We start from the raw sequence: 20,602 nt of genomic DNA, 5'->3' as shown, positions 1-20,602 counted from the left end.
TCTTGGACGGCGCTTCTCGTCAGACCGATACTGCCCGCTCTGGCGGGGCATATGCAATGGCAAACGGGCCTGACCGGTCAAACGGCCAGAACTCTCCCTCCGGTTGGGCCAGTCGATCCGCCACGGCCCACAACGCTGCGGGGTTGACGCCGAGCCCGACATGGCTCGCGAAGTACACCTCGATGTTCTCCGCACGGCCCGACGGGTGCAGCAGGCAGGTCCGCCAGTTCACGACACCGTCGCCGCGCGAATAGATCGAGGTCGCCGGCACCGGAAGTTCGCCGGCGATCGCCTCGCGCGCTTCCGCGAAATCCTCGACCCGCTCGCCCGACACCGCCTCGTACAGTGCCGTCGCATTGGTTGCCTTCACGTCGCTGGCAAAGGGACTGCCGAGCGTGACGACATAGCGAACCATCTCGGGCGCCTGAAGCGCGAGATCGCGGGCGTAAACGCCGCCGAGACTCCATCCTACCAGACTGACTTTTCGCCCGCTTGCGCCGTGGATTTCAGCGAGGCGCGCGCGCAGGCCTTCGCGCATTCGCGCTAGACCGCCGAGATTGCGGCCCATCCGCCAGGCATGGGTCTCATAGCCGAGCTCGCCGAGATAGCGCCGCATCGGCGCCATCGAGAGATCGCTGGCGAGAAATCCAGGCAGCGCCAGCACCGGATGGCCGTCGCCCCTGGGTGCGCGCATCAGGAGCGGCGATAGCAGGAGGCTGGCGTTGAATTCGAACAGAGCGCGTACTTCCGCGAGCAACAGGCCGAGGGCCGGCGGACGAAGCCGACCCGAGCCCGGCGCCCCGTCGCGCGCATCAGGCATTACTTCTTCTTGTCGCCGCCGCGCGGGCTGCCGAGACCGGCCATGGTCACGAACATGTCCTGAAACCGCTCGGCGATCTTGGGATCGAAGGTGAACCAGCTCTGGATCAGCGATTCCGGCGAGACCTTCTCGATGTTGCTCAGGACCTGCTGCTGGAGCTTGTCCATCACCGCGGTCTGCATCGGCGCCACGTCAGGCAATCCGAAGAACTGGCGGGCTTCGAGGGGGGTGCAGTCGATTTCGATATTAACTTTCATGTCCCCTCCGGACGAGATTCGAGCCGTCTGCCCGCAGTATCGCCGCGAGTTGTGGTGCGACGCAAGCGACCTGATGCGGGCGCGCCATGGCCGATCCGGCAATCGGCTGATATGGTCAACCAAAGTCGAAAAAGGCGGTGCTCCATGCCGGGCCGCAAGGTCAGCATTGCTGCACAGCGGTGCAACTTGGCGCGTTCCTTGCTGGAATGGCGCTTGCACGGGTCGAGAACTCTGGGCAACATGCATCGATCAGCCCCGCCGAACAATCAAAAATCACGGCGCGGGCGAGTGGAGAGGGTCAAGAATGTCAGTCGGACGAAGTCTTTTTGCGGCGACGCTCGCCGGTGTGCTTGCGTTGGCAGTTTCGCCGGCGTCGAGCCAGACGCTGCGCTACGCCAACCAGGGTGAGCTGAAATCGCTCGACCCCTACACGCTGAACGAATCGACCACCAGTGCGCATCTCGGCCATGTCTATGAGGGCCTGGTTGCCCGCGGCAAGGACCTGAAGATCGTCCCGGCGCTCGCCGAAAGCTGGGAGACGCCGGAGCCGACGCGCTGGCGCTTTCACCTGCGCAAGGGCGTGAAATTCCACAACGGCGATCCCTTCACCGCTGACGACGTGGTGTTCTCGGCGGAGCGCGTGCGAGCAAAGGGCTCGAATTTCCAGAGCCGCGTTCCCGCCGACGCCAAGGTCGTCAAGGTCGACGATTACACCGTCGATTTCATCTTGACCTCGCCCAATCCCATCCTGACGGCGTTGTGGGCGACCTGGTACATCATGGACAAGAAATGGGCAGAGGCGAACGATGCGGTGGCACCGACGCCCGCCGCCGCGACGACCCCGAGCTACGCTTCGCTTCATGAAAACGGCACCGGTCCCTTCATCATCGAAAGCCATCAGCCGGGCGTGAAGACCGTCTTCAAGCCCTATCCGAACTGGTGGCGCAAGCCGGAACACAATCTGAAGGAGATCATCTTCACGCCGATTGCCAACCCCGCCACGCGCGTTGCGGCGCTGTTGTCCGGCGAGGTCGACGTGATCGAGCCGGTTCCTGTCCAGGACATCGAGCGCGTCAAAGCGAGCCCCAACGCCACCGTGCTGACGGGACCCGAACTCCGCACCATCTTCGTTGGCATGGACCAGGCCCGCGACGAGCTCCTGTATTCCAACGTGAAGGGCAAGAACCCGTTCAAGGATGTCCGCGTCCGCGAAGCCGTCTATCGGGCGATCGACGTCGACCTGATCAAGAATCGGGTCATGCGCGGGCTGTCCACGCCCTCCGCTTTGATGGTGGCGCCGGAGATCTTCGCGTCGAAGGACTTCACCCGGCCGAAATTCGACCCTGAGGCCGCCAAGAAGCTCCTCGCCGACGCCGGCTATGCCGACGGCTTCGAGGTGACAATGGACTGCCCGAACGACCGCTACGTCAATGACGCCGCGATCTGTCAGGCCATTGTCGGCATGCTCGCCCGCATCAACATCAAGGTGGATCTGCTGGCGCAGCCCAAGGCCCAATATTTCGCCAAGGTGCTCAAGCCCGGCGGCTACAAGACCTCGCTGTACATGCTGGGCTGGACCCCGGATACGCTAGACTCCCAGAACGTGCTCCACGACATCATGGGCTGCCGGGACGATCCCAAGGATCCCAACCGCGGCGAAGCCAATCTCGCAGGCTATTGCAACAAGCAGTTCGACGAACTCGCCGACAAGGTTCTCGTGGAATCCGATACGGCCAAGCGCGATCTCCTGATCAAGCAGGCCTTCGAGCTTTCGATGAAGGACTGGGCCTATATCCCCCTGCACCAGCAGGCGCTCGCCTGGGGTGTGTCTAAGAAGGTGAAGCTGACCCAGCGCGCGGACAACATGGTCATGCTCTACTGGGCGACCAAGCAGGACGAATAGGTGTCGACATCTTGTGAAGTCCCGGAAGCACCCGCTTCCGGGACTTGCTGTTTCGGGTTAACGCAATGATGCGTGCTGCTGAAGACATGTGAAAGGAACAGATGCTCGCTTTCACACTGCGCCGGGCCATCCAGGCCATCGGTGTCATGATCGCCGTCGGGATCATCGCGTTCTCGATGTTCCGGTTTGCCGGCGATCCCGTAAACCAGATGGTCGGGATGGACACGTCGGGTGCCGAACGCGCCGCGATCCGCAAATCGCTCGGCCTCGACGACCCCGTTCTCGTGCAGTTTGGCCGCTATATCGGCAACGCTGCGCAGTTCAAATTTGGCGTGTCCTACCAGTTCCGCCTGCCCGTCAACAATCTGCTGATGGAGCGGATGCCCGCGACGCTGGAGCTGGCGATCTGCGCCACCATCTTCGCGATGGTCAGCGGCATCCTGATGGGCGTCTATTCGGCGCTGCGCCGTGACAGCTGGCTCGCCCATACATTCCAGGCCGTCTCCCTGATCGGCATCTCGCTGCCGACCTTCCTGATCGGCGTTCTCATGATCTACCTGTTCTCGGTTACCCTCGGCTGGCTGCCTTCGTTCGGGCGTGGCGACGTCGTGCATATCGGTTGGTGGACCACCGGCCTGCTGACGGTCTCCGGCTTGAAAGCGTTGATCATGCCCGCAATCACGCTTGGGCTGTTCCAGATGACGCTGATCATGCGCCTCGTGCGCGCGGAGATGCTGGAAGTGATGCGGACGGACTATATCCGCTTTGCCCGAGCCAGGGGTCTGACCACGCGCGCGATCCATTTCGGCCATGCGCTACGCAACACAATGGTTCCCGTGATCACAGTCGCCGGCCTGCAGTTTGGCTCGGTCATTGCTTTCGCGATCATCACCGAAACCGTGTTCCAGTGGCCCGGCATGGGGCTCCTGTTCGTGCAGGCCGTTCAGAACGTCGATATCCCGATCATGGCGGCCTATTTGATGATGGTGTCGCTGATCTTCGTCACCATCAATCTCGTGGTTGATATCCTCTACACCATCGTCGATCCGCGGCTGCGCTCGACGGTCAGCCGGGCGCACTGACATGAGCGAAGCCGTCGTTCCCCGCACGACCGAGAAGCGCGCTGCGGCCGCGCCCGGCTGGTTCAGGCGCGCACTCGACAGCGACCTGTTCTATTCGTTCCGCCGCTCCAAGATCACCATGATCGCAGCGGGCGTGACGCTGCTGTTCTTCCTTCTCGCGATCTTCGCCTCCGTGCTGTCGGTGCAAAATCCATTCGACCCGGCGCAGCTGCAGCTGATGAACTCGCGCATCTCGCCGCTCTGGACCGCCGACGGCCAGAGCCCGTTCCTGCTCGGCACCGACGAACAGGGTCGTGACGTGCTGTCGGCGATTCTTTACGGCCTGCGCATCTCGCTTCTGGTCGGCGTGCTCGGCGTCGTGCTCTCCGGCGCGATCGGCATCCTGCTTGGGCTGACGGCCGGCTATTTCGGCGGTGCGGTGGATGGATTGATCATGCGCGTCGCCGACGTGCAGCTTTCCTTCCCGGCCATCCTGATCGCGCTCTTGATCAACGGCATCGCCAAATCGGTCTTCGGCAACAAGCTCGACGAGATGAGCATGCTGGCGGTCCTGGTCTTCGCGATCGGCCTGAGCTTTTGGGTGCAGTATGCGCGCACCGTGCGTGGCTCGGTGCTGGTCGAGAAGAACAAGGATTACGTCGCCGCCGCCCAATTGATCGGCCTGCCCGCCCCGGTGATCATGCTGCGCCACGTGCTGCCGAACACCACCGGGCCGATCCTCGTGATCGCCACCATCAACCTCGCGCTTGCCATCATCACCGAGGCAACGCTGTCGTTCCTCGGCTCGGGCATGCCCGAGACCATGCCGTCGCTCGGCACGCTGATCCGCATCGGCAACGGTTATCTGTTCGCTGGCGAATGGTGGATCGTCGCCTTCCCCGGCATCGCACTCGCGGCGTTGATCCTGTCGATCAACCTGCTCGGCGACTGGCTGCGTGACGCCCTCAACCCCAAACTTCGATGAGCATGCCGCGTTCATGACCGAACCCGTTCTCTCCGTCCGTAATCTACAGGTCGAGTTCGCCTCTCGCCGCGGCACGCTGCGCGCCATCAACGGCGTCTCCTTTGATATCGCCAAGGGCGAGGTGCTGGGCGTGGTCGGCGAATCCGGCGCCGGCAAATCCGTCACCGGCCTTTCGGTGATCGGCCTGATCGATCCGCCCGGCCGTATCGCCGGCGGCGAGATTCGCCTCGCCGGCCTGCGCATCGACAATCTGCCGCCGGAGGAAATGCGCCGCGTCCGCGGAAAACGCATCGGCATGATCTTCCAGGATCCCCTCACCTCGCTCAATCCGCTGTACAAGGTCGGCGACCAGATCGTGGAGACGATCCGGACCCACCTCAATCTGTCGGAGCAGGCGGCGCGCCGCCGCGCCATCGACCTGCTCGCCGAAGTCGGCATCCCTGCTCCCGAAAAGCGCATTGACGGTTATCCCCACGAATTCTCCGGCGGCATGCGCCAGCGTGTGGTGATTGCGCTGGCGATCTGCGCCGAGCCGGAGCTGATCATCGCCGACGAGCCGACCACCGCGCTCGACGTCTCGGTCCAGGCGCAGATCATCTCGCTGATCAAGCGGCTCGGGCGCGACCACGGCACCGCCGTGATGCTGGTGACGCACGACATGGGCGTGATCGCAGAAACCTCCGATCGCGTCGCGGTGATGTACGCCGGCCGCGTCGCCGAGATCGGCCCTGTGCAGGACGTCGTGCGTAACCCGCTGCATCCCTATGCCAAGGGCTTGATGGGCGCGATCCCGACGCTTGCCGGTGACGACAAGCGCCTCGTGCAGATCCCCGGCTCCATGCCGCGTCTCTCGGCGATTCCGCGCGGCTGCTCGTTCAATCCGCGCTGCGCTTTCGCTTTTGACCGCTGCCGTGTCGAGCGGCCGGAGCCACTGGCGCGTGGCACACAATCGGTCGCCTGCCATCTCTACGACACCGCCCCGGCGGAGACCGCCGCATGAGCACGCCTTTCGTCCAGGCTACAAACCTGCGCCGCGTCTTCGACGTTTCGAAACCCTGGCTCAATCGCGTACTTGAAGGCGGGCAGCTCGAATATCTCAAGGCTGTCGATCACGTCAGCTTCGACATCAAGAAGGGCGAGACGTTTGCGCTGGTCGGCGAGTCCGGCTCGGGCAAGACCACGGTGGCACGCATGGTGGTCGGCCTGTTGCCGCCGAGCTCCGGCGACGTCCTGATCGACGGAGTCTCCATGACAGATCCGCGGCAAGGCCAGGCGCGACGAAAGCTGCGCCGCCGCATTCAGATGATCTTTCAGGATCCCTATGCCAGCCTGAACCCGCGCTTCCGCGTCGACGCCATCATCTCCGAACCGATTCGCGCCTTCGACCTGATCCAGGGCGAGCGTGATATCCAGGCCCGCGTCGGCGAGCTGCTCAGCCTCGTCGGCCTGCATCCGGACGACCGGCTGAAGTTCCCGCACGAATTCTCCGGGGGCCAGCGCCAACGCATTGCGATCGCGCGAGCGCTCGCCTCCGACGCCGAGTTCATCGTGTGTGACGAGCCCACTTCGGCGCTCGACGTATCCGTACAGGCACAGATCCTGAACCTGATGCGCGATCTCCAGGACAAGTTCGGACTGACCTACATGTTCATCAGCCACAACCTGGCCGTGGTCCGCCACATGGCGAGCCGGGTTGGGGTGATGTATCTCGGCCGGATCGTGGAGATCGCGGAGGGACGCGAGCTGTTCGCCAGTCCCCGCATGCCCTACACCAAGATGCTGCTGGGCGCCGTGCCCGATCTTGCCATGAGCGGCCGCCAGCGCATTCCGGTGAAGGGGGAGATTCCGAACCCGATCAATCCACCGCCAGGCTGCGCCTTCAACCCGCGCTGCCCGCTGGCATTTGATCTTTGCCGCAAGGAAACTCCGGAACTGATCGACGGCGTCGCCTGCCACGCCGTAAACACCGCACCGGTCCCGGCGTGACGCGCGCGTGCCATGCTATCAGCGCATTGCCGGCTCGGCATTGCCTGTGATCAATTGCGCGCGCCGCAGATGAGGTAGCCCATGGCCAGCAATGTCAATCCGGATCCCTTCACGACACGCCCCGAGATCGAGGGCACATTCGGGGTCGTCGCGACCACGCACTGGATCGCGACCGCCGTCGGCATGTCCATCCTGGAAAAGGGCGGCAACGCCTTCGATGCCGGCGTCGCCAGCGCCTTCACGCTGCAGGTGGTCGAGCCGCATCTGAACGGGCCCGGCGGCGACGTGCCGATCATCGTGCACGACGTGAAGCGCGGACGCACCGAGGTGATTTGCGGCCAGGGTCCCGCGCCCGCGCGTGCCACCATCGCTCATTACAAGAGCGAGGGGCTCGACATGGTGCCCGGCACCGGCCTGCTCGCCGCCTGCGTCCCCGGAACGTTCGAATCCTGGATGATGCTCCTGCGCGACTACGGCACCATGCGCGTGCGCGACGTGCTGGAGCCCGCAATCTCCTATGCGCGCGACGGCTATCCGCTGGTGGAACGCGCCTGCGCCACGATCCAGACCGTCGAGCAGCTGTTCCGCAAGCACTGGCCGACCTCGGCGGCGGTCTACCTGCCGAATGGCGAGGTGCCGAAGCCCGGCACGATGTTCACCAACAAGACGCTGGCTGCGACTTACGCCCGCATCCTCAGCGAGGCCGAGAGCGGAGGTGGCGGCCGCGATGCCGAGATCGAGCGCGCGCGCAAGGCCTGGTCGCAAGGCTTCGTCGCGGAAGCCATCGACAAGTTCTGCCGCACCCAGGAGGTGATGGATGTCAGCGGCTCGCCGCATCGCGGTGTGCTCTCCGCCGACGATATGGCACGCTGGCAGCCGACGGTCGAAGCACCGCTTACCTACGACTACGGCCGCTACACCGTCTGCAAGGCGGGCGTCTGGAGCCAGGGTCCGGTGACGCTGCAGCAACTCGCGCTCTTGAAGGGTTTTGCACTGGATGGACTCGATCCGACCGGACCGGAATTCATCCATCTCCAGATCGAATGCGCAAAACTCGCTTTCGCCGACCGCGAAAGATTCTATGGCGATCCGAAATTCAGCGAGATCCCGATCGGGACACTGCTGTCGGATGCCTATAACGACGAACGTCGCAAGCTGGTCACCGACAAGGCTTCGCTCGATCTCCGGCCCGGCGCGGTCGAAGGCTTCGGCGGCGTGGTCAAGCTGCGACGCGCTGAAGGCCAACGCGATGCCGTCGGTGCGCTCGGCGCCGGCGAGCCGACGGTGGGGCGCTTCGGCGAGGTGCGCGGCGACACCGTGCATTTCGACATCATCGACAAGGCCGGCAACATGGTGTCGTCGACCCCGTCCGGGGGCTGGCTGCAATCATCGCCTGTCATTCCGGAGCTGGGTTTCTGCCTCGGTAGCCGCGCCCAGATGTTCGACTTGGAGGAGAACCAGCCGAGCTCGCTCGCCCCCGGCAAGCGGCCGCGCACGACGCTGTCGCCGTCCATGGCGCTGCGCGATGGCGAGCCGTACCTGGCCTGGGGCTCGCCCGGCGGCGACCAGCAGGATCAGTGGATCACACAGTTCTTCCTTCGCCATGTCCATTGCAACCTCAATCTCCAGGAGGCGATCGATGCGCCGGCCTGGCATTCCGAGCACTTCCCGATCTCGTTCTGGCCGCGCACCGCACGCCCCGGCGTGCTCGTGGTCGAGAACCGCGTGCCCAAGGCGACGATCGAGAATCTTCGCGAGCGCGGACATATCGTCGAGATCGGCCCCGACTGGTCGGAGGGCCGACTCACCGCGGCCTCGCGCGTCGGGGTGCGCCGCCGGGCCGCCGCCAATCCGCGCGGCATGCAGGGCTACGCCGCGGGACGCTAAGGGCACCCCATGACCTGGTCGATCATCGCGCGCGACAATGCCACCGGCCAGTTCGGTATCGCGGTTGCGACCCGCTTCTTCGCCGTCGGCGCGCGCGTGCCCTACATCGCCGCCGGTCTCGGCGCCATCGCGACCCAGGCGTTCGTCAACCCCTATTACGGAATTGACGGCGTCAAATTGCTGCGCGAAGGCCTGAATGCGCATGACGTGCTCGCCGCGCTGCTCGCCAGCGACGATGGCCGCGAGAGCCGGCAGGTCCACATCATGGATGTCGGCGGCGCGATCGCCGCCCACACCGGGCGCGATTGTGTCGGCTGGTGTGGTCACATCGCCGGCAACGGCTTTTCGATCGCAGGCAACATGCTGGCGGGCGCCGATGTACTTGCCGAGACGGCGAAGACCTACATTGCCAATGACAGCCTGCCCTTCCCGCGCCGGCTGCTCGCGGCGATGCGTGGAGGCGAAGCCGCCGGCGGCGATAAGCGCGGCAAGCAGTCTGCGGCGCTGCTGATCCACGGCGAGGAGGAATGGCCGGCGCTGGACATCCGCGCCGACGATCATGCCGATCCGCTCGGCGAGCTCGAACGACTCGAACGCGTCAGCCACGAGCTCTGGGTCCACTTTCGCGCCTCCATGCCGACACGACAGAATCCGGCCGGCAACACCGATCGCAGCGTCATCGAAGCCAGCATCAAAGCGGCCCAGGCACGGTAGGCATGAACGCGAGCCCTCTCATTGAGATCAAGGACCTGCGCATCCGCTTTCACGGTGACGAGGGCCGCATCACCCACGCGGTCGACAGCGTAGATCTCAGCGTCGCCAACGGCGCCACACTCGGCCTCGTCGGCGAATCCGGCTGCGGCAAGAGCGTGACGTCGCTCGCGATCATGGGACTGCTGCCGAAACAGACGACCGACATATCAGGCGCGATCCGCTTCGACGGTTTCGACCTGCTAAAGACGACGGACGAGACCCTGCGGGACCTGCGCGGCAACCGGCTCGCGATGATTTTTCAGGAGCCGATGACTTCGCTCAACCCGAGCTTTACGATCGGCGACCAGATCATCGAGACCATTTTGCGCCACCGTGGCGGCTCGCGGAGGTACGCGCGCGAGCGCGCAATTGAGCTGCTGCGCCGCGTCCACATCCCCTCGCCGGAACGGCGGATCGACGACTATCCGCACAAGCTGTCGGGCGGCATGCGCCAGCGCGTCATGATCGCGATAGCGCTCGCCTGCGATCCGCAGCTCCTGATCGCAGACGAGCCGACCACCGCGCTCGACGTCACCTTGCAGGCCCAGATCCTGGAGCTGATGCGCGAATTGAAAGCCGCGAGCGGCGCCGCCATCATCCTGATCACCCACGATCTCGGCGTCGTCGCCGAGGTCTGCGACGAGGTCGCGGTGATGTATGCCGGAGAAATCGTCGAGCGCGCGCCGGTCGACGAACTGTTCTCCGCGCCACAGCATCCCTACACCGTCGGCCTGCTCGGCTCGATCCCGCGTCTCGACCATCGCGCCGAGCAGCTCGCGACCATCGAAGGAATGGTCCCGAACATGGCCCAGCCACCCGCGGGCTGCCGCTTCGCCGCGCGCTGCCCGTTCATGCTGGACGTCTGCACCAAGGCGCGGCCACCGCTGGTGGAGGTCAGCCCGGGACATGTCTCGCGCTGCGTCCGCGCGCCGCTCGAACTCCTGGTGTCGTGATGGCGCTCCTCGAGGTCGAAGGCCTGGTCAAGCACTTCGTCGCCGAACGCTCGTTGTTTGGCCGGGCACGCTCACATGTCAAAGCCGTCGATGGCGTTTCTTTTTCGCTCGAGGCCGGCAAGACCCTTGCCTTGGTCGGCGAATCCGGCTGCGGCAAATCGACCGTCAGCCGCCTGGTGCTGCGGCTGATCGAGCCCGATGCAGGCAGCGTGCGGTTTGGCGGCCGCGACCTGCTCTCGCTCGATGCCGACGCGCTCCGAAAATTCCGCCGCGAGGCGCAGATCATCTTTCAGGATCCTTACGCCTCGCTCAACCCGCGCATGACCGTCGGCCAGATCCTGACCGAGCCGCTGGCGCTGCACGATCTCGTCCCATCCGCACAACGGCGCGAGCGGGTCGCGGAACTGCTGCGGCTGGTCGGGCTGGAGCCGCGGCTGGCCCGGCGCTATCCGCACGAGTTCTCCGGCGGCCAGCGCCAGCGCATCGCCATCGCCCGCGCGCTCGCGGTCGAGCCGAAGCTCATCATCTGCGACGAGCCGGTCTCGGCGCTGGACGTCTCGATCCGCTCCCAGATCCTCAACCTCCTGCGCGAGCTGCAGGACCGGCTTGGTCTCGCCTACATTTTCGTGTCGCACGACCTCGCGGTGGTCAAGCACATCGCGGACCGCGTCGCGGTCATGAATCTCGGCTGCATCGTCGAGGAAGCCGATGCGGACGAGTTGTTCGCCCGGCCCCGTCATCCCTATAGTCGCGCGTTGCTGTCCGCGATCCCCCTGCCGCAGCCTCACGCCAAGCGGGCGAAGGTCGTGCTGCAAGGCGAGATTCCGAGCGCGCTCAACCCGCCGGCCGGCTGTCGTTTCCATACCCGCTGCCCCTTCGTGATTGACCGCTGTCGCACCGAGCCGCCAGCGTTGGCGGCCGACGGAGCCGGGCACGCCACCGCTTGCCATCGTGTCAATGAGCTCCCGCCGGCCGATACCATCCTGCCCGCAACCGGGGGATTCTCACCGGCATTGGCGAAATTAGTCGCGGCTTTCAGCCGAAAGACGGAAGGCGCGAGGACCGTCGGGGTTGGTATACAGAGTGCAAGGCCTTCGCCGCCGTAGCCGAAGCAATGGGGATTGACCGATGAAGATGTTTCGCCTGGCCGCAATGGCGGCTGCCTTCTTGCTATCGTTTGGCGCCGCCCAGGCCCAGACCACGCTCCGCATCGGCCTTGCCGAGGATCCTGACATCCTCGATCCCTCCATGGCGCGCACCTATGTCGGCCGCATCGTGTTCGCAGCGTTCTGCGACAAGCTGTTCGACATCGACGAAAAGCTCAACATCGTGCCGCAGCTCGCCGTGTCGAGCGAGACGGTCGATGACGGCAAAGGCCTCGTCATCAAGCTGCGGCCCGGCGTGAAATTCCACGATGGCGAGCCGTTCGATGCGGAAGCCGCCAAATTCTCGCTGGAGCGCCACCTGACGTTCCCGGGCTCGTTCCGCAAGCCGGAGCTGGCTTCGGTCGACCACATCGAAATCGTCGATCCCCTGACCATCAAGCTGGTGCTGAAGTCGCCGTTCTCGCCGCTGCTCGCCCAGCTCACCGACCGCGCCGGCATGATGATGTCACCGAAAGCGGCCAAGGAAGCCGGCGACAAGTTCGGCCTGCACCCCGTCTGCGCCGGCCCCTACAAGTTCGTCGAGCGCGTGCAGCAGGACCGCATCGTGTTCGAAAAATTCGCGGACTATTGGAACAAGGACAACGTCTTCATCGACAAGATCGTGTTCCAACCAATCGTCGACGCCACCGTGCGGCTGGCGAACCTGAAATCCGGCGGCCTCGACCTGATCGAGCGCGTGCTCGCGACGGATCTGAAGGAGGTGCGCGCGGATTCACGGCTGAAGGTCGCCACCGCCATCGAGCTCGGCTATCAAGGCATCACGCTCAATATCGGCAAGGACAAGGCCAAGGGGCCGCTCAGCCAATCCGCCAAGGTGCGGCAGGCGCTCGACCTTGCGATCGACCGTGAGGCGATCAACCAGGTCGTGTTCAACGGCGAGTTTCAGGTCGGCAATCAATGGGTCAATCCTGATCATCCCTACTACCAGAAATCCCTGCCCGTCCGCGCCCGCGACGTGGAAAAAGCCAAGGCGCTGCTGAAGGAAGCCGGCGTGAAGCCGCCGGTCAGCGTCGACTTTCTGGTGCCGAAAGGCGCGGAAAACGAGACACCGGCGCAGGTGATCCAGTCGATGGCCGCAGAAGCCGGGTTCGACATGAAGATCCGCCTCACCGAGTTTGCGACCGGGCTGAAGCAGGCCGAGGCAGGCGATTATCAGGCCTTCTGGCTCGCCTGGAGCGGCCGCATCGACCCCGACGGCAACACCTTCGTCTTCCTGCACAGTGGTGCGCCTCAGAATTACGGCGACTGGAACAACGCCCAGGCTGACAAGGCACTGGAAGAGGCGCGGCTCGCGACCGATTTCGCCAAGCGCAAGGCGAGCTACGAAACGCTGGCGAAGCTGGTCCAGGATGAGGAGCCCATCCTTTATCTCTACCACCGGCGTATCATCATCGCCCATACGACGAAGCTGGAGGGCTACAAGCAGATGCCGGACGGACTCGTGCGCGTCGTCGGCCTCAAGCTGAAGTGACGCCGCGGGAATGCTGAATTTCCTCGCCCGCCGTCTCGCGCAGATCGTGCCGACGCTGTTCTTCGTCTCGGTGCTGATCTTCTCGCTGCAGCAATTGCTGCCGGGCGATCCCGCGCTGGTGATGGCCGGCGAGGAGCGCGATCCCGCCGTGATCGAGCAGATCCGGCACCAGTACCGGCTGGATCAGCCGGTGCCAGTGCAATACGCCTACTGGATCAAGGGCGTGCTATCGGGTGATTTCGGCGAGTCGCTGCGCAACAAGATGCCGGTGCGCGAGCTGATCGCGCAGAAGCTGCCGGTGACGCTGCAACTCGGTTCGATGGCCATCATCATCGCGTTCCTGATCGGCATTCCCGCCGGGATCGTCGCGGCCGTGAAGAAAGGAACGGCCTGGGACTACGGCGCCAATTTCTTCGCGCTGTGGGGCATCTCGACGCCGAATTTCTGGCTCGGCATCATGCTGATCTTCCTGTTCTCGATCGAGCTGGGCTGGCTGCCGGCCTCGGGCTATGTGCCGCTGACCGAGGACTGGCGTGCGAGCCTTGCCGCCACCATCATGCCGGCCTTCGTGCTCGGCAACGCCATTGCGGCGGTCCTGATGCGCCATACCCGCAGCGCCATGCTCCAGGTGCTGGAAAGCGATTATGTGCGCACCGCGCGCGCGAAAGGCCTGTCCGAGCGGACGGTCATCCTCAAGCATGCCATGCGCAATGCGTTGACGCCGATCATCACACTCGGCGCGCTCGAGCTCGGCACGCTGCTGTCAGGCGCCGTGCTGACCGAGCAGATCTTCTCGATTCCCGGCTTCGGCAAGCTGATCGTGGACGCCGTATTCAATCGCGACTACGCCGTGGTGCAAGGCGTGGTGCTGGTGACCGCGACGATCTACATCACGCTCAATCTGGTTGCCGACGTCGCCTACATCCTCGTCAATCCAAGGCTGCGAGGCTAGTGTCATGACTGATGCTGCCTTGTCTCGCCCGCATGTGCAAGCCGACGAGCTAGACAGCCCGGCACGCCGCGCGCGGCGGCGGCTGTTCAAACGCAAGGCAGCGGTGTTTGGGCTCGTCGTGCTCACGATGTTCATCACTGTTGCAGCCCTGGCGCCGCTCATCGTGCCCTACGATCCCATCGCGACGAGCTGGAGCCTCGTGCGCAAGCCGCCCACGGCCGCGCACTGGTTCGGCACTGACGAGCTCGGCCGTGACGTTCTGAGCCGCATCGTCTACGGCGCTCGGGCCTCGCTGCTGGCCGGCCTGATTTCGGTCGCGATCGCGCTCGGCATCGGCGTGCCACTCGGTCTGCTCGCCGGCTATCGCGGCGGCTTCGTCGATGCGCTGATCAGCCGGATCACCGATGCGATGCTGGCCTGCCCGTTCCTGATCCTGGCGATTGCACTGGCGGCGTTCCTCGGTCCGAGCCTCGGCAATGCCATGATCGCGATCGGCATCTCGGCAACGCCGGTCTTCATCCGCCTGACCCGCGGGCAGGTCTTGAGCGTCAAGGCCGAGGACTATGTCGAGGCGGCACGCGCGCTTGGCAATCCGCCGTGGCGGATCGCCCTCTCGCACATCCTGCCGAACATCCTGCCGGCGCTGCTGGTCCAGGCGACCTTGTCGATCGCCGCGGCCATCATCGCAGAGGCTGCGCTCTCGTTCCTCGGCCTCGGACAACAGCCGCCGTCACCGTCCTGGGGCAGCATGCTCAATGCGGCGCAACGCTTCCTGACCCAGGCGCCCTGGATGGCGGTCTGGCCGGGGCTGGCCATCTTCCTCGTGGTGCTGTCGCTGAACCTGCTCGGCGATGGCCTGCGCGACGCGCTGGACCCGCGCCAGCGTTAGATGACCACCTCGCGCATCACGCGGCGGCAATCCATCTCGTATTCGAGGTCGACCACCGGCGGTCGCGCGAAGTGCCAGGTCAGACCGGAGCGCAATGCGCCGCGACAAACCAGTTCGTCGGCCAGAGTGTGGTGGAAATCGCGGATCGAATAGGCTTGCACGCCCGTGGTGTCCGTCCAGCCAAAGCCGAACGCCGCCATCCGGCCTTCCATCTGCGAGGTCGTGAACCGAACTTTCTCGCGAAGTCCGTCCGGACTGAGGTCGCGGTAGCGCACGGTACGCTCCACATAGCTCCCGCCGCCCTCCCGTGCTTCGGCGCCGCCGGCGATCACGAACGTCGGAGTTTTCGCACGCGTCGGGCGGGTGAAGGAGAACGCATAAAACGACGGTTCCGACGGCGGATCGATCTCGGGGCAGACATTGCTGCGCGCCACCGGATTGGTGGTGCCGTCGAAGATGCCCCACTCCGACAGCGTCTTCACATAATGCAGATTGAAGGCACGAAAGCCTTCCTCGGTGAACGCCGCGGGCGAACGCAGCTCGCAGGCGCAGAAGGCCGTCAGCGGCCGCCCCGCCTCCTGGATGAACTTCGCTGCGCGCGCAAATCCCTCCGCGAGGGGCACGAGACGGTCGAACCGGACACGCTCGATCTCGTAATCATCGTCCGCGACCGCACCAGCCGAATATTGGAACACCGACGGAATGAAGCGATAGTTGCCGGCAGAAAATGCTTGCGTCATGGCGGCCTCCTATTCCAGTTGCATGCGGATGCCTTTGGCGCCGTTGAGCAGACGCTTCAGGTGAAAGCCGGCCAGGGGATCATCGGCATGCATGCCCACCAGCGCGGCAAACGCGGGCATGGCGGCGGCATCGCCGGCCTCCATCTTGGCGAAGGCCTCGGAATAGAGCGCCGTTGCCGGCGCCTCGAACGTGGCCGGTGGCAGCGGCTCGAAGGCGCGCAAGGCTTCGCGGCGCCCGCGTAGCACCAATTCGCCGACGGGGCGTCCCTGAAAATTCTCAGCCCTCTCGGCAACGCTCGAGCTGACGCATATCCGTGTACCCAAGTGCTTGTTGGCGGCCTCCAGCCGTGCCGCGGTATTGATGGTGTCGCCGTAGGCAGTGTAGTCGAAGAAGCGGTTGCCGCCGAAATTGCCGACCAGCGCCGGTCCGGCGTGAATGCCTATCCTTGTGGCGCCGAAGTTCACGCCCCTCGCCTTTTGACGTGCGCAAAACTCCTGCGCCCAGCGGTCGAGGTCATGCGCGCAGGCGACCGCACGCGTCGCATAGTCCGGCTGATCACCCGGTGCATTGAACAGCACCTGGATTGCATCACCGATGATCTTGGCGACTGTCCCCTCATGCGCGAACACCACTTCGGTCATCCCGCCGACATATTCGTTGAGGAGCTCGCCGAGCGTCTCAGGCGCCGCGCTCTCGACCAGCGACGTGAAGCCGGTGATATCGGTGAAGATGGTCGCGACATCGCGCCACTGGACGGCGATCCCCTCGCCCTCTCCACCTGCCGCCAAACGCTTGGCGAGCTCGGGGGAGAAATGACGCGACAGCGCCGCATGCGCGCGCTCGGCTTCCATCTGGCGCCGCCGCACCTCGCGCAGCATCTCGATGTGGCGAACGGTCTTCTGGATCGTTGTTTCCAGGTCGAGGAAGTCGATCGGCTTGGTCAGGAAGTCGAATGCGCCGCGGTTCATGGCCGTGCGGATGTTGCTCATGTCGCCATAGGCAGAGACGATGATGGTCGACTTCTTGTCCTCGGCCTCCTGAAGCTTCGCGAGCAGAGACAGGCCGTCCATGCGCGGCATGTTGATGTCCGAAACGACGAGGTCAACGAGCGGATTCTGTTCGATCGACTCCAGCGCCTCGACGCCATCGCGCGCGAAAATGAAGTTGACTAGCCCATCGCGGATCTGCCTGCGGAATTTTTGCAGGATCAGAGCCTCCAGATCCGGTTCGTCGTCAACGAAGAGGATGGTCGGGATCATGCCGCCTGCTCGAGCCTCGTGTCGATCTCCTGGCGCAACTGCGCAAAATCGATCGGCTTGGTGAGGAGCCCTGTGGCGCCGCCTTCGATCGCCTTCCGGCGCGTCTCGACGTCGCCATAGGCCGTGATCATGATGACCGGGACATGCGGATGGTCGGCGCGTACCTTGGGCAGCATGTCGAGCCCGCTCATGCCGGGCATGTTGATATCGGACAGGATCAGGATCAGCGAGGGATCTCGCACCTCGGCTGCGCGCTTGATCGCGTCAGGCGCCGAGAGCGCGAATTCCATATGGAAGCGACCGGCGCGCAGATCGCGCCGGAACTGCTGGCGGAACAGCGCCTCGACATCGGGCTCGTCATCAACGACCAGGATGTAAACGTTCAAGTCTTGCCTCCGGAAGGACCGCCTGCCGCCATCACGCGCGGCAGGGTGATGATGAATTCGGTAAATACACCGGCCTCGGTGTTCACGTCGATCGTCCCGCCATGCTGCTTCACGACGATGTCGTGGCTCATGGAAAGGCCAAGTCCGGTGCCTTCACCCGCCGGCTTGGTGGTGAAGAAGGGATTGAACATCTTCTCCTTCACGTCCTGCGGAATACCCGTACCGTTATCGCGGATGCGGATCTCCACCCTGCCACCGAGATTCTTCGTCACGGCGCTCAAGGTCGGCTCGAATCCCTCCGCGGCGCTCTCCTTGCGTTTGGCCGCCGCATAGAAACCGTTCGAGATCAGATTGAGGAAGACGCGGGTGATTTCCTGCGGGTAGATGTCGGCCATACCGGCGGTCGGATCGAGGTCGCGCTCGAGCGTCACGTTGAATGATGGTTTTTCGGCGCGCGCGCCGTGATAGGCCAGATTGAGGCTCTCCTCGACGATCGCATTGACGTCGGTGGAGCGATGCTCGCCGGAGCCCTCGCGTGAATGCAGCAGCATGTTCTTGACGATGGAATCGGCGCGCTTGCCGTGCTGCACCACCTTCTCCAGGTTTCCGCGCAGCATGCCTGTCAGCTCGTCCACCTCGTCCTTCGTCTTGTCGTCGAGAGAAGCCGTTCGCAGAACCTCGTTGAGCTCGTCGATCAATTCGGTCGACACCGAGGAGAAATTGTTGACGAAGTTGAGCGGGTTCTTGATCTCGTGGGCAATGCCTGCCGTGAGCTGGCCGAGCGAGGCCAGCTTCTCGGTCTGAACCAGGCGGTCCTGCGCCGCGCGCAGGTCGTCGAGGGATTGCCTCAGTTCTGCGGTCCGCCGTTCGACCTTGTGTTCCAGGTCGGCGTAGGATTCCTGCAAGCGCTCGCCCATGTGGTTGAACTGGTTCGCGAGCTCCTCGAGTTCGTCGCCGGTCCTGATCGATATCCGCTGCGCGAAATCGCCCCCGCCGATGCGCATCGCCCCCGTACGCAGCGCCTGGATCGGGCCGACCATGCGGCGCGCGAGAAAGACTCCGGCGAGCACCGCGAAGATCGATGCTCCGAGCAGGACAATCGCGAGCCGCTCCAGCGAGGCATAGAGCGCCGCATAGGCCTCCTCGACCGGCAGCTCGACGAACATGGTCCAGCCGACCGGGCTGATCGGCGCAGAAGTCGTCAGGACCTTCTGTCCCTGGATGTTGGTCGCCTCCTGCAAAGCATCCGGCATGACACCGCCGCCGGCCAGCGCGGCGCGCACCTGCGCCAGCCCGGACAGATCTGTATTGCGCAGGACCAGGCTGATGTCGGGGTGCGCAATCAGGCGCCCCTCCGGACCGACCACATAGGCGTGTCCATGCTCGCCGACCTTGATCCGGGACACGACGTCCCAGATCAGCTTGAGGTTGACCTCCGCGATGCTGACGCCGGCATCCTTGCGCGCGCCGGCCTGCGCCAGCGTCATGTAAGGCTCGGACTCCCTGCGGAAATAGACCGGTCCGTAAAAGACCTTGTGCGCAACCGCCTGGGTGAACTTCGGATCGCCCGACAGGTCGGCGCCACTGTCGATCACGTCCATGGCCAGACGCGAGACGCGCAGGCGCTCCCTGCCGGTCGAATCCACCTGGGCGAGCTCGGTGATCGCGGGCACCTGACGCAGCAGCCGCAGCGCGTCAAACCGGCGCGGCTCGATCGAGCCTGCCGACCACGGTAGCTGCGTGGTCCAGCCCAGCTGGCTCTCGATCTCCTTGACGAACTGGCTGATCTTCGCGGCGGCCGCCTCGGCCTGCTCGTGCTGGACCCGGATCAGCGCGGCCTTGTGCTCCCGGTAATAGAAGAGAACCTCGAACAGCCCATTGGCCAGCAGGGCGACGGCGACGACAGCCACGAACAGTGCGACATATTTGGTGAACAGCCGAGTCCTGATGCGGCCTTCCGGAGTGCTTGATACTCCGCCGTCCCCGGTCGCGCGTGCCAGGGCCCCGGTTTGCGGGGTATCGGAATGGACGGAAATGCTCATTCCCCCAAGCCTAGCAAGAAGGCCGGGCCTTGTCTCCCGCCGCAGCGGGCAGGGTTACTCGATGACCTCGTCGGCAAGGGCCAGCAAGGTCGGCGGAATTTCAAATCCGGCTGCCTTGGCGGTCTTGAGATTGATCACCAGGGGATAGCGGGTCGGCAGCTCGAACGGCAGATCGCCGGGGCTGGCCCCGTTGAAAATGCGGGCGACGAGCGCTGCAGCCCGCTCGAAGGATTCCGGCACATCCGCTCCGTAAGACATCAGTCCGCCGTCGCGGGCAAGGTCGGCATTTTCGTAGATCGCCGGCAGCTTTCGGACGGCGGCGAACTCGAACACCCGCTTGCGGTTGAGAATGGTGAGCGCGTCGGCCACCATCAGGATGCCGTCCGGGAGATCGCCGTTCATCACGGAGAACGCCTCGTCGAAGTCGTCAGGCTCGCGGACGCCGAGCGCCTGCACGGTCAACCCGAGCTCCTGGGCCGCCTTCGCCGAGGCCTGATAGCGCGTGGTCATGCCGAGGTCGTCCTTGTTCCAGAGCATTGCGACCTTGGACAGTTTCGGCGACATGTCCTTGAGCAGCGACAGCCGCTTCGCGCTGAGCGTTGCCGCGACATCCGAAATCCCCGTGATCTGGCCGCCTGGATGCGCCAGGCTTTCTATCAGCTTGGTTTCGACGGGATCACCGATGCCGCTTGCCGCCACCGTCGCAATGCCAGCCGCCTTCGCCGCCATGGCCGTCGGGTAGCCCACGATCACGACTGCATCGATGTTTTTGGTCTTCAGCTCACCGATCAGTGCGGGAAGCTTGGCGACATCGCCCTGGGCGCCCCGCGCCTCAAAAGTCAAGTTCTGGCCAAGCTTGAAACCGCGCTCGCCGAGCACCTTGATCAGGATCTTGCCGCCCGGACTGGTTTCGGTAATTGGCGAGATCGGGGTCAGTGTGCCCAGATGAAACGTTCGGCCGCCTTCAGCCGCAGCGGAGCACGGTCCCAACAGCGACACACTACCGAGCCCTCCCAGGAATTCACGCCGCCTCATCGTATCTTCCCTGCCCTGGCGCAACAGCGCGCTGGACAAAGTCTAGCACGGGACGA

Annotated in this window: 19 protein-coding genes; 12 read left to right on the top strand and 7 right to left on the bottom strand. The window is 64.5% G+C overall.

The features are described from left to right. Positions 1 to 19: 19 nt before the first annotated feature. Together IF809_RS01450 and IF809_RS01445 are read right to left on the bottom strand one after the other, a co-directional pair. Positions 20 to 820, bottom strand: a complete 801-nt coding sequence (locus IF809_RS01450) for an esterase/lipase family protein (RefSeq protein WP_462836640.1) — start codon at positions 818 to 820, stop codon at positions 20 to 22. Then, positions 820 to 1,077 carry a DUF6489 family protein gene (locus tag IF809_RS01445; protein ID WP_092295962.1) on the bottom strand — a complete coding sequence of 86 codons (258 nt, stop codon included), beginning with the start codon at positions 1,075 to 1,077 and terminating at the stop codon, positions 820 to 822. The genes IF809_RS01450 and IF809_RS01445 overlap by 1 nt, the downstream gene beginning before the upstream one ends. 304 nt (positions 1,078 to 1,381) lie before the next feature. Between IF809_RS01445 and IF809_RS01440 the strand changes: the two genes are divergently transcribed. The 12 genes from IF809_RS01440 to IF809_RS01385 all read left to right on the top strand — a co-directional run bounded on the left by IF809_RS01440 (position 1,382) and on the right by IF809_RS01385 (position 15,083). Further along, positions 1,382 to 2,980, top strand: a complete 1,599-nt coding sequence (locus IF809_RS01440) for an ABC transporter substrate-binding protein (RefSeq protein ID WP_462836639.1) — start codon at positions 1,382 to 1,384, stop codon at positions 2,978 to 2,980. Between the two features lie 101 nt (positions 2,981 to 3,081). Further along, a complete protein-coding gene (locus IF809_RS01435; RefSeq protein WP_128967495.1) occupies positions 3,082 to 4,062 on the top strand; it encodes an ABC transporter permease in 981 nt (326 codons plus the stop codon). 1 nt (position 4,063) lies between these two features. Next, positions 4,064 to 5,026 carry an ABC transporter permease gene (locus IF809_RS01430; RefSeq protein ID WP_462836638.1) on the top strand — a complete coding sequence of 321 codons (963 nt, stop codon included), beginning with the start codon at positions 4,064 to 4,066 and terminating at the stop codon, positions 5,024 to 5,026. A 13-nt stretch (positions 5,027 to 5,039) separates the two neighbouring features. Then, a complete protein-coding gene (locus IF809_RS01425) occupies positions 5,040 to 6,026 on the top strand; it encodes an ABC transporter ATP-binding protein (RefSeq protein ID WP_128967497.1) in 987 nt (328 codons plus the stop codon). Next, positions 6,023 to 7,012 (top strand): ABC transporter ATP-binding protein, encoded by a 990-nt coding sequence (locus IF809_RS01420; RefSeq protein WP_128967498.1) that lies wholly within the window; start codon positions 6,023 to 6,025, stop codon positions 7,010 to 7,012. The genes IF809_RS01425 and IF809_RS01420 overlap by 4 nt, the downstream gene beginning before the upstream one ends. An 81-nt stretch (positions 7,013 to 7,093) precedes the next feature. Further along, the gene (locus tag IF809_RS01415; RefSeq protein ID WP_462836637.1) at positions 7,094 to 8,899 is read left to right on the top strand and encodes a gamma-glutamyltransferase family protein; all 1,806 of its coding nucleotides are present in this window, start codon (positions 7,094 to 7,096) and stop codon (positions 8,897 to 8,899) included. Positions 8,900 to 8,908: 9 nt separating this feature from the next. After that, positions 8,909 to 9,613 (top strand): DUF1028 domain-containing protein, encoded by a 705-nt coding sequence (locus IF809_RS01410; RefSeq protein WP_128967500.1) that lies wholly within the window; start codon positions 8,909 to 8,911, stop codon positions 9,611 to 9,613. Between the two features lie 2 nt (positions 9,614 to 9,615). Then, the gene (locus IF809_RS01405; protein ID WP_128967501.1) at positions 9,616 to 10,605 is read left to right on the top strand and encodes an ABC transporter ATP-binding protein; all 990 of its coding nucleotides are present in this window, start codon (positions 9,616 to 9,618) and stop codon (positions 10,603 to 10,605) included. After that, the gene (locus tag IF809_RS01400) at positions 10,605 to 11,711 is read left to right on the top strand and encodes an ABC transporter ATP-binding protein (RefSeq protein WP_453992144.1); all 1,107 of its coding nucleotides are present in this window, start codon (positions 10,605 to 10,607) and stop codon (positions 11,709 to 11,711) included. Before IF809_RS01405 ends, IF809_RS01400 begins: the two co-directional genes overlap by 1 nt. Positions 11,712 to 11,733: 22 nt before the next feature. Then, positions 11,734 to 13,242, top strand: coding sequence for an ABC transporter substrate-binding protein (locus tag IF809_RS01395; protein ID WP_462836636.1), 1,509 nt, complete (start codon positions 11,734 to 11,736; stop codon positions 13,240 to 13,242). Between the two features lie 10 nt (positions 13,243 to 13,252). Beyond that, a complete protein-coding gene (locus IF809_RS01390; RefSeq protein ID WP_128967504.1) occupies positions 13,253 to 14,194 on the top strand; it encodes an ABC transporter permease in 942 nt (313 codons plus the stop codon). A gap of 4 nt (positions 14,195 to 14,198) precedes the next feature. Further along, positions 14,199 to 15,083 carry an ABC transporter permease gene (locus IF809_RS01385; RefSeq protein WP_128967505.1) on the top strand — a complete coding sequence of 295 codons (885 nt, stop codon included), beginning with the start codon at positions 14,199 to 14,201 and terminating at the stop codon, positions 15,081 to 15,083. Here the strand turns inward: IF809_RS01385 and cnbZ are convergent. Genes cnbZ through IF809_RS01360 form a run of 5 tightly spaced genes read right to left on the bottom strand, consistent with a single transcriptional unit; the run spans position 15,080 to position 20,546 of the window. Next, positions 15,080 to 15,823, bottom strand: a complete 744-nt coding sequence (gene cnbZ, locus IF809_RS01380) for a 2-amino-5-chloromuconate deaminase CnbZ (protein WP_462836635.1) — start codon at positions 15,821 to 15,823, stop codon at positions 15,080 to 15,082. The genes IF809_RS01385 and cnbZ overlap by 4 nt on opposite strands. Before the next feature lie 9 nt (positions 15,824 to 15,832). Continuing rightward, positions 15,833 to 17,083 (bottom strand): adenylate/guanylate cyclase domain-containing protein, encoded by a 1,251-nt coding sequence (locus tag IF809_RS01375; protein ID WP_128967507.1) that lies wholly within the window; start codon positions 17,081 to 17,083, stop codon positions 15,833 to 15,835. Further along, positions 17,080 to 17,469: a response regulator gene (locus tag IF809_RS01370; protein WP_128967508.1), complete on the bottom strand. Its 390-nt coding sequence runs from the start codon at positions 17,467 to 17,469 to the stop codon at positions 17,080 to 17,082. The genes IF809_RS01375 and IF809_RS01370 overlap by 4 nt, the downstream gene beginning before the upstream one ends. Further along, positions 17,466 to 19,511 (bottom strand): sensor histidine kinase, encoded by a 2,046-nt coding sequence (locus tag IF809_RS01365; protein ID WP_462836634.1) that lies wholly within the window; start codon positions 19,509 to 19,511, stop codon positions 17,466 to 17,468. Before IF809_RS01365 ends, IF809_RS01370 begins: the two co-directional genes overlap by 4 nt. Positions 19,512 to 19,565: 54 nt before the next feature. Next, complete coding sequence (locus IF809_RS01360) at positions 19,566 to 20,546, bottom strand: ABC transporter substrate-binding protein (protein ID WP_462836633.1); 981 nt, start codon at positions 20,544 to 20,546, stop codon at positions 19,566 to 19,568. Positions 20,547 to 20,602: the final 56 nt, after the last annotated feature.

The sequence above is a fragment of the Bradyrhizobium sp. UFLA06-24 genome, assembly GCF_054967145.1.
Note: the sequence above shows the minus strand (reverse complement) of the source record. Positions and strands in the feature narration are given on the sequence as shown.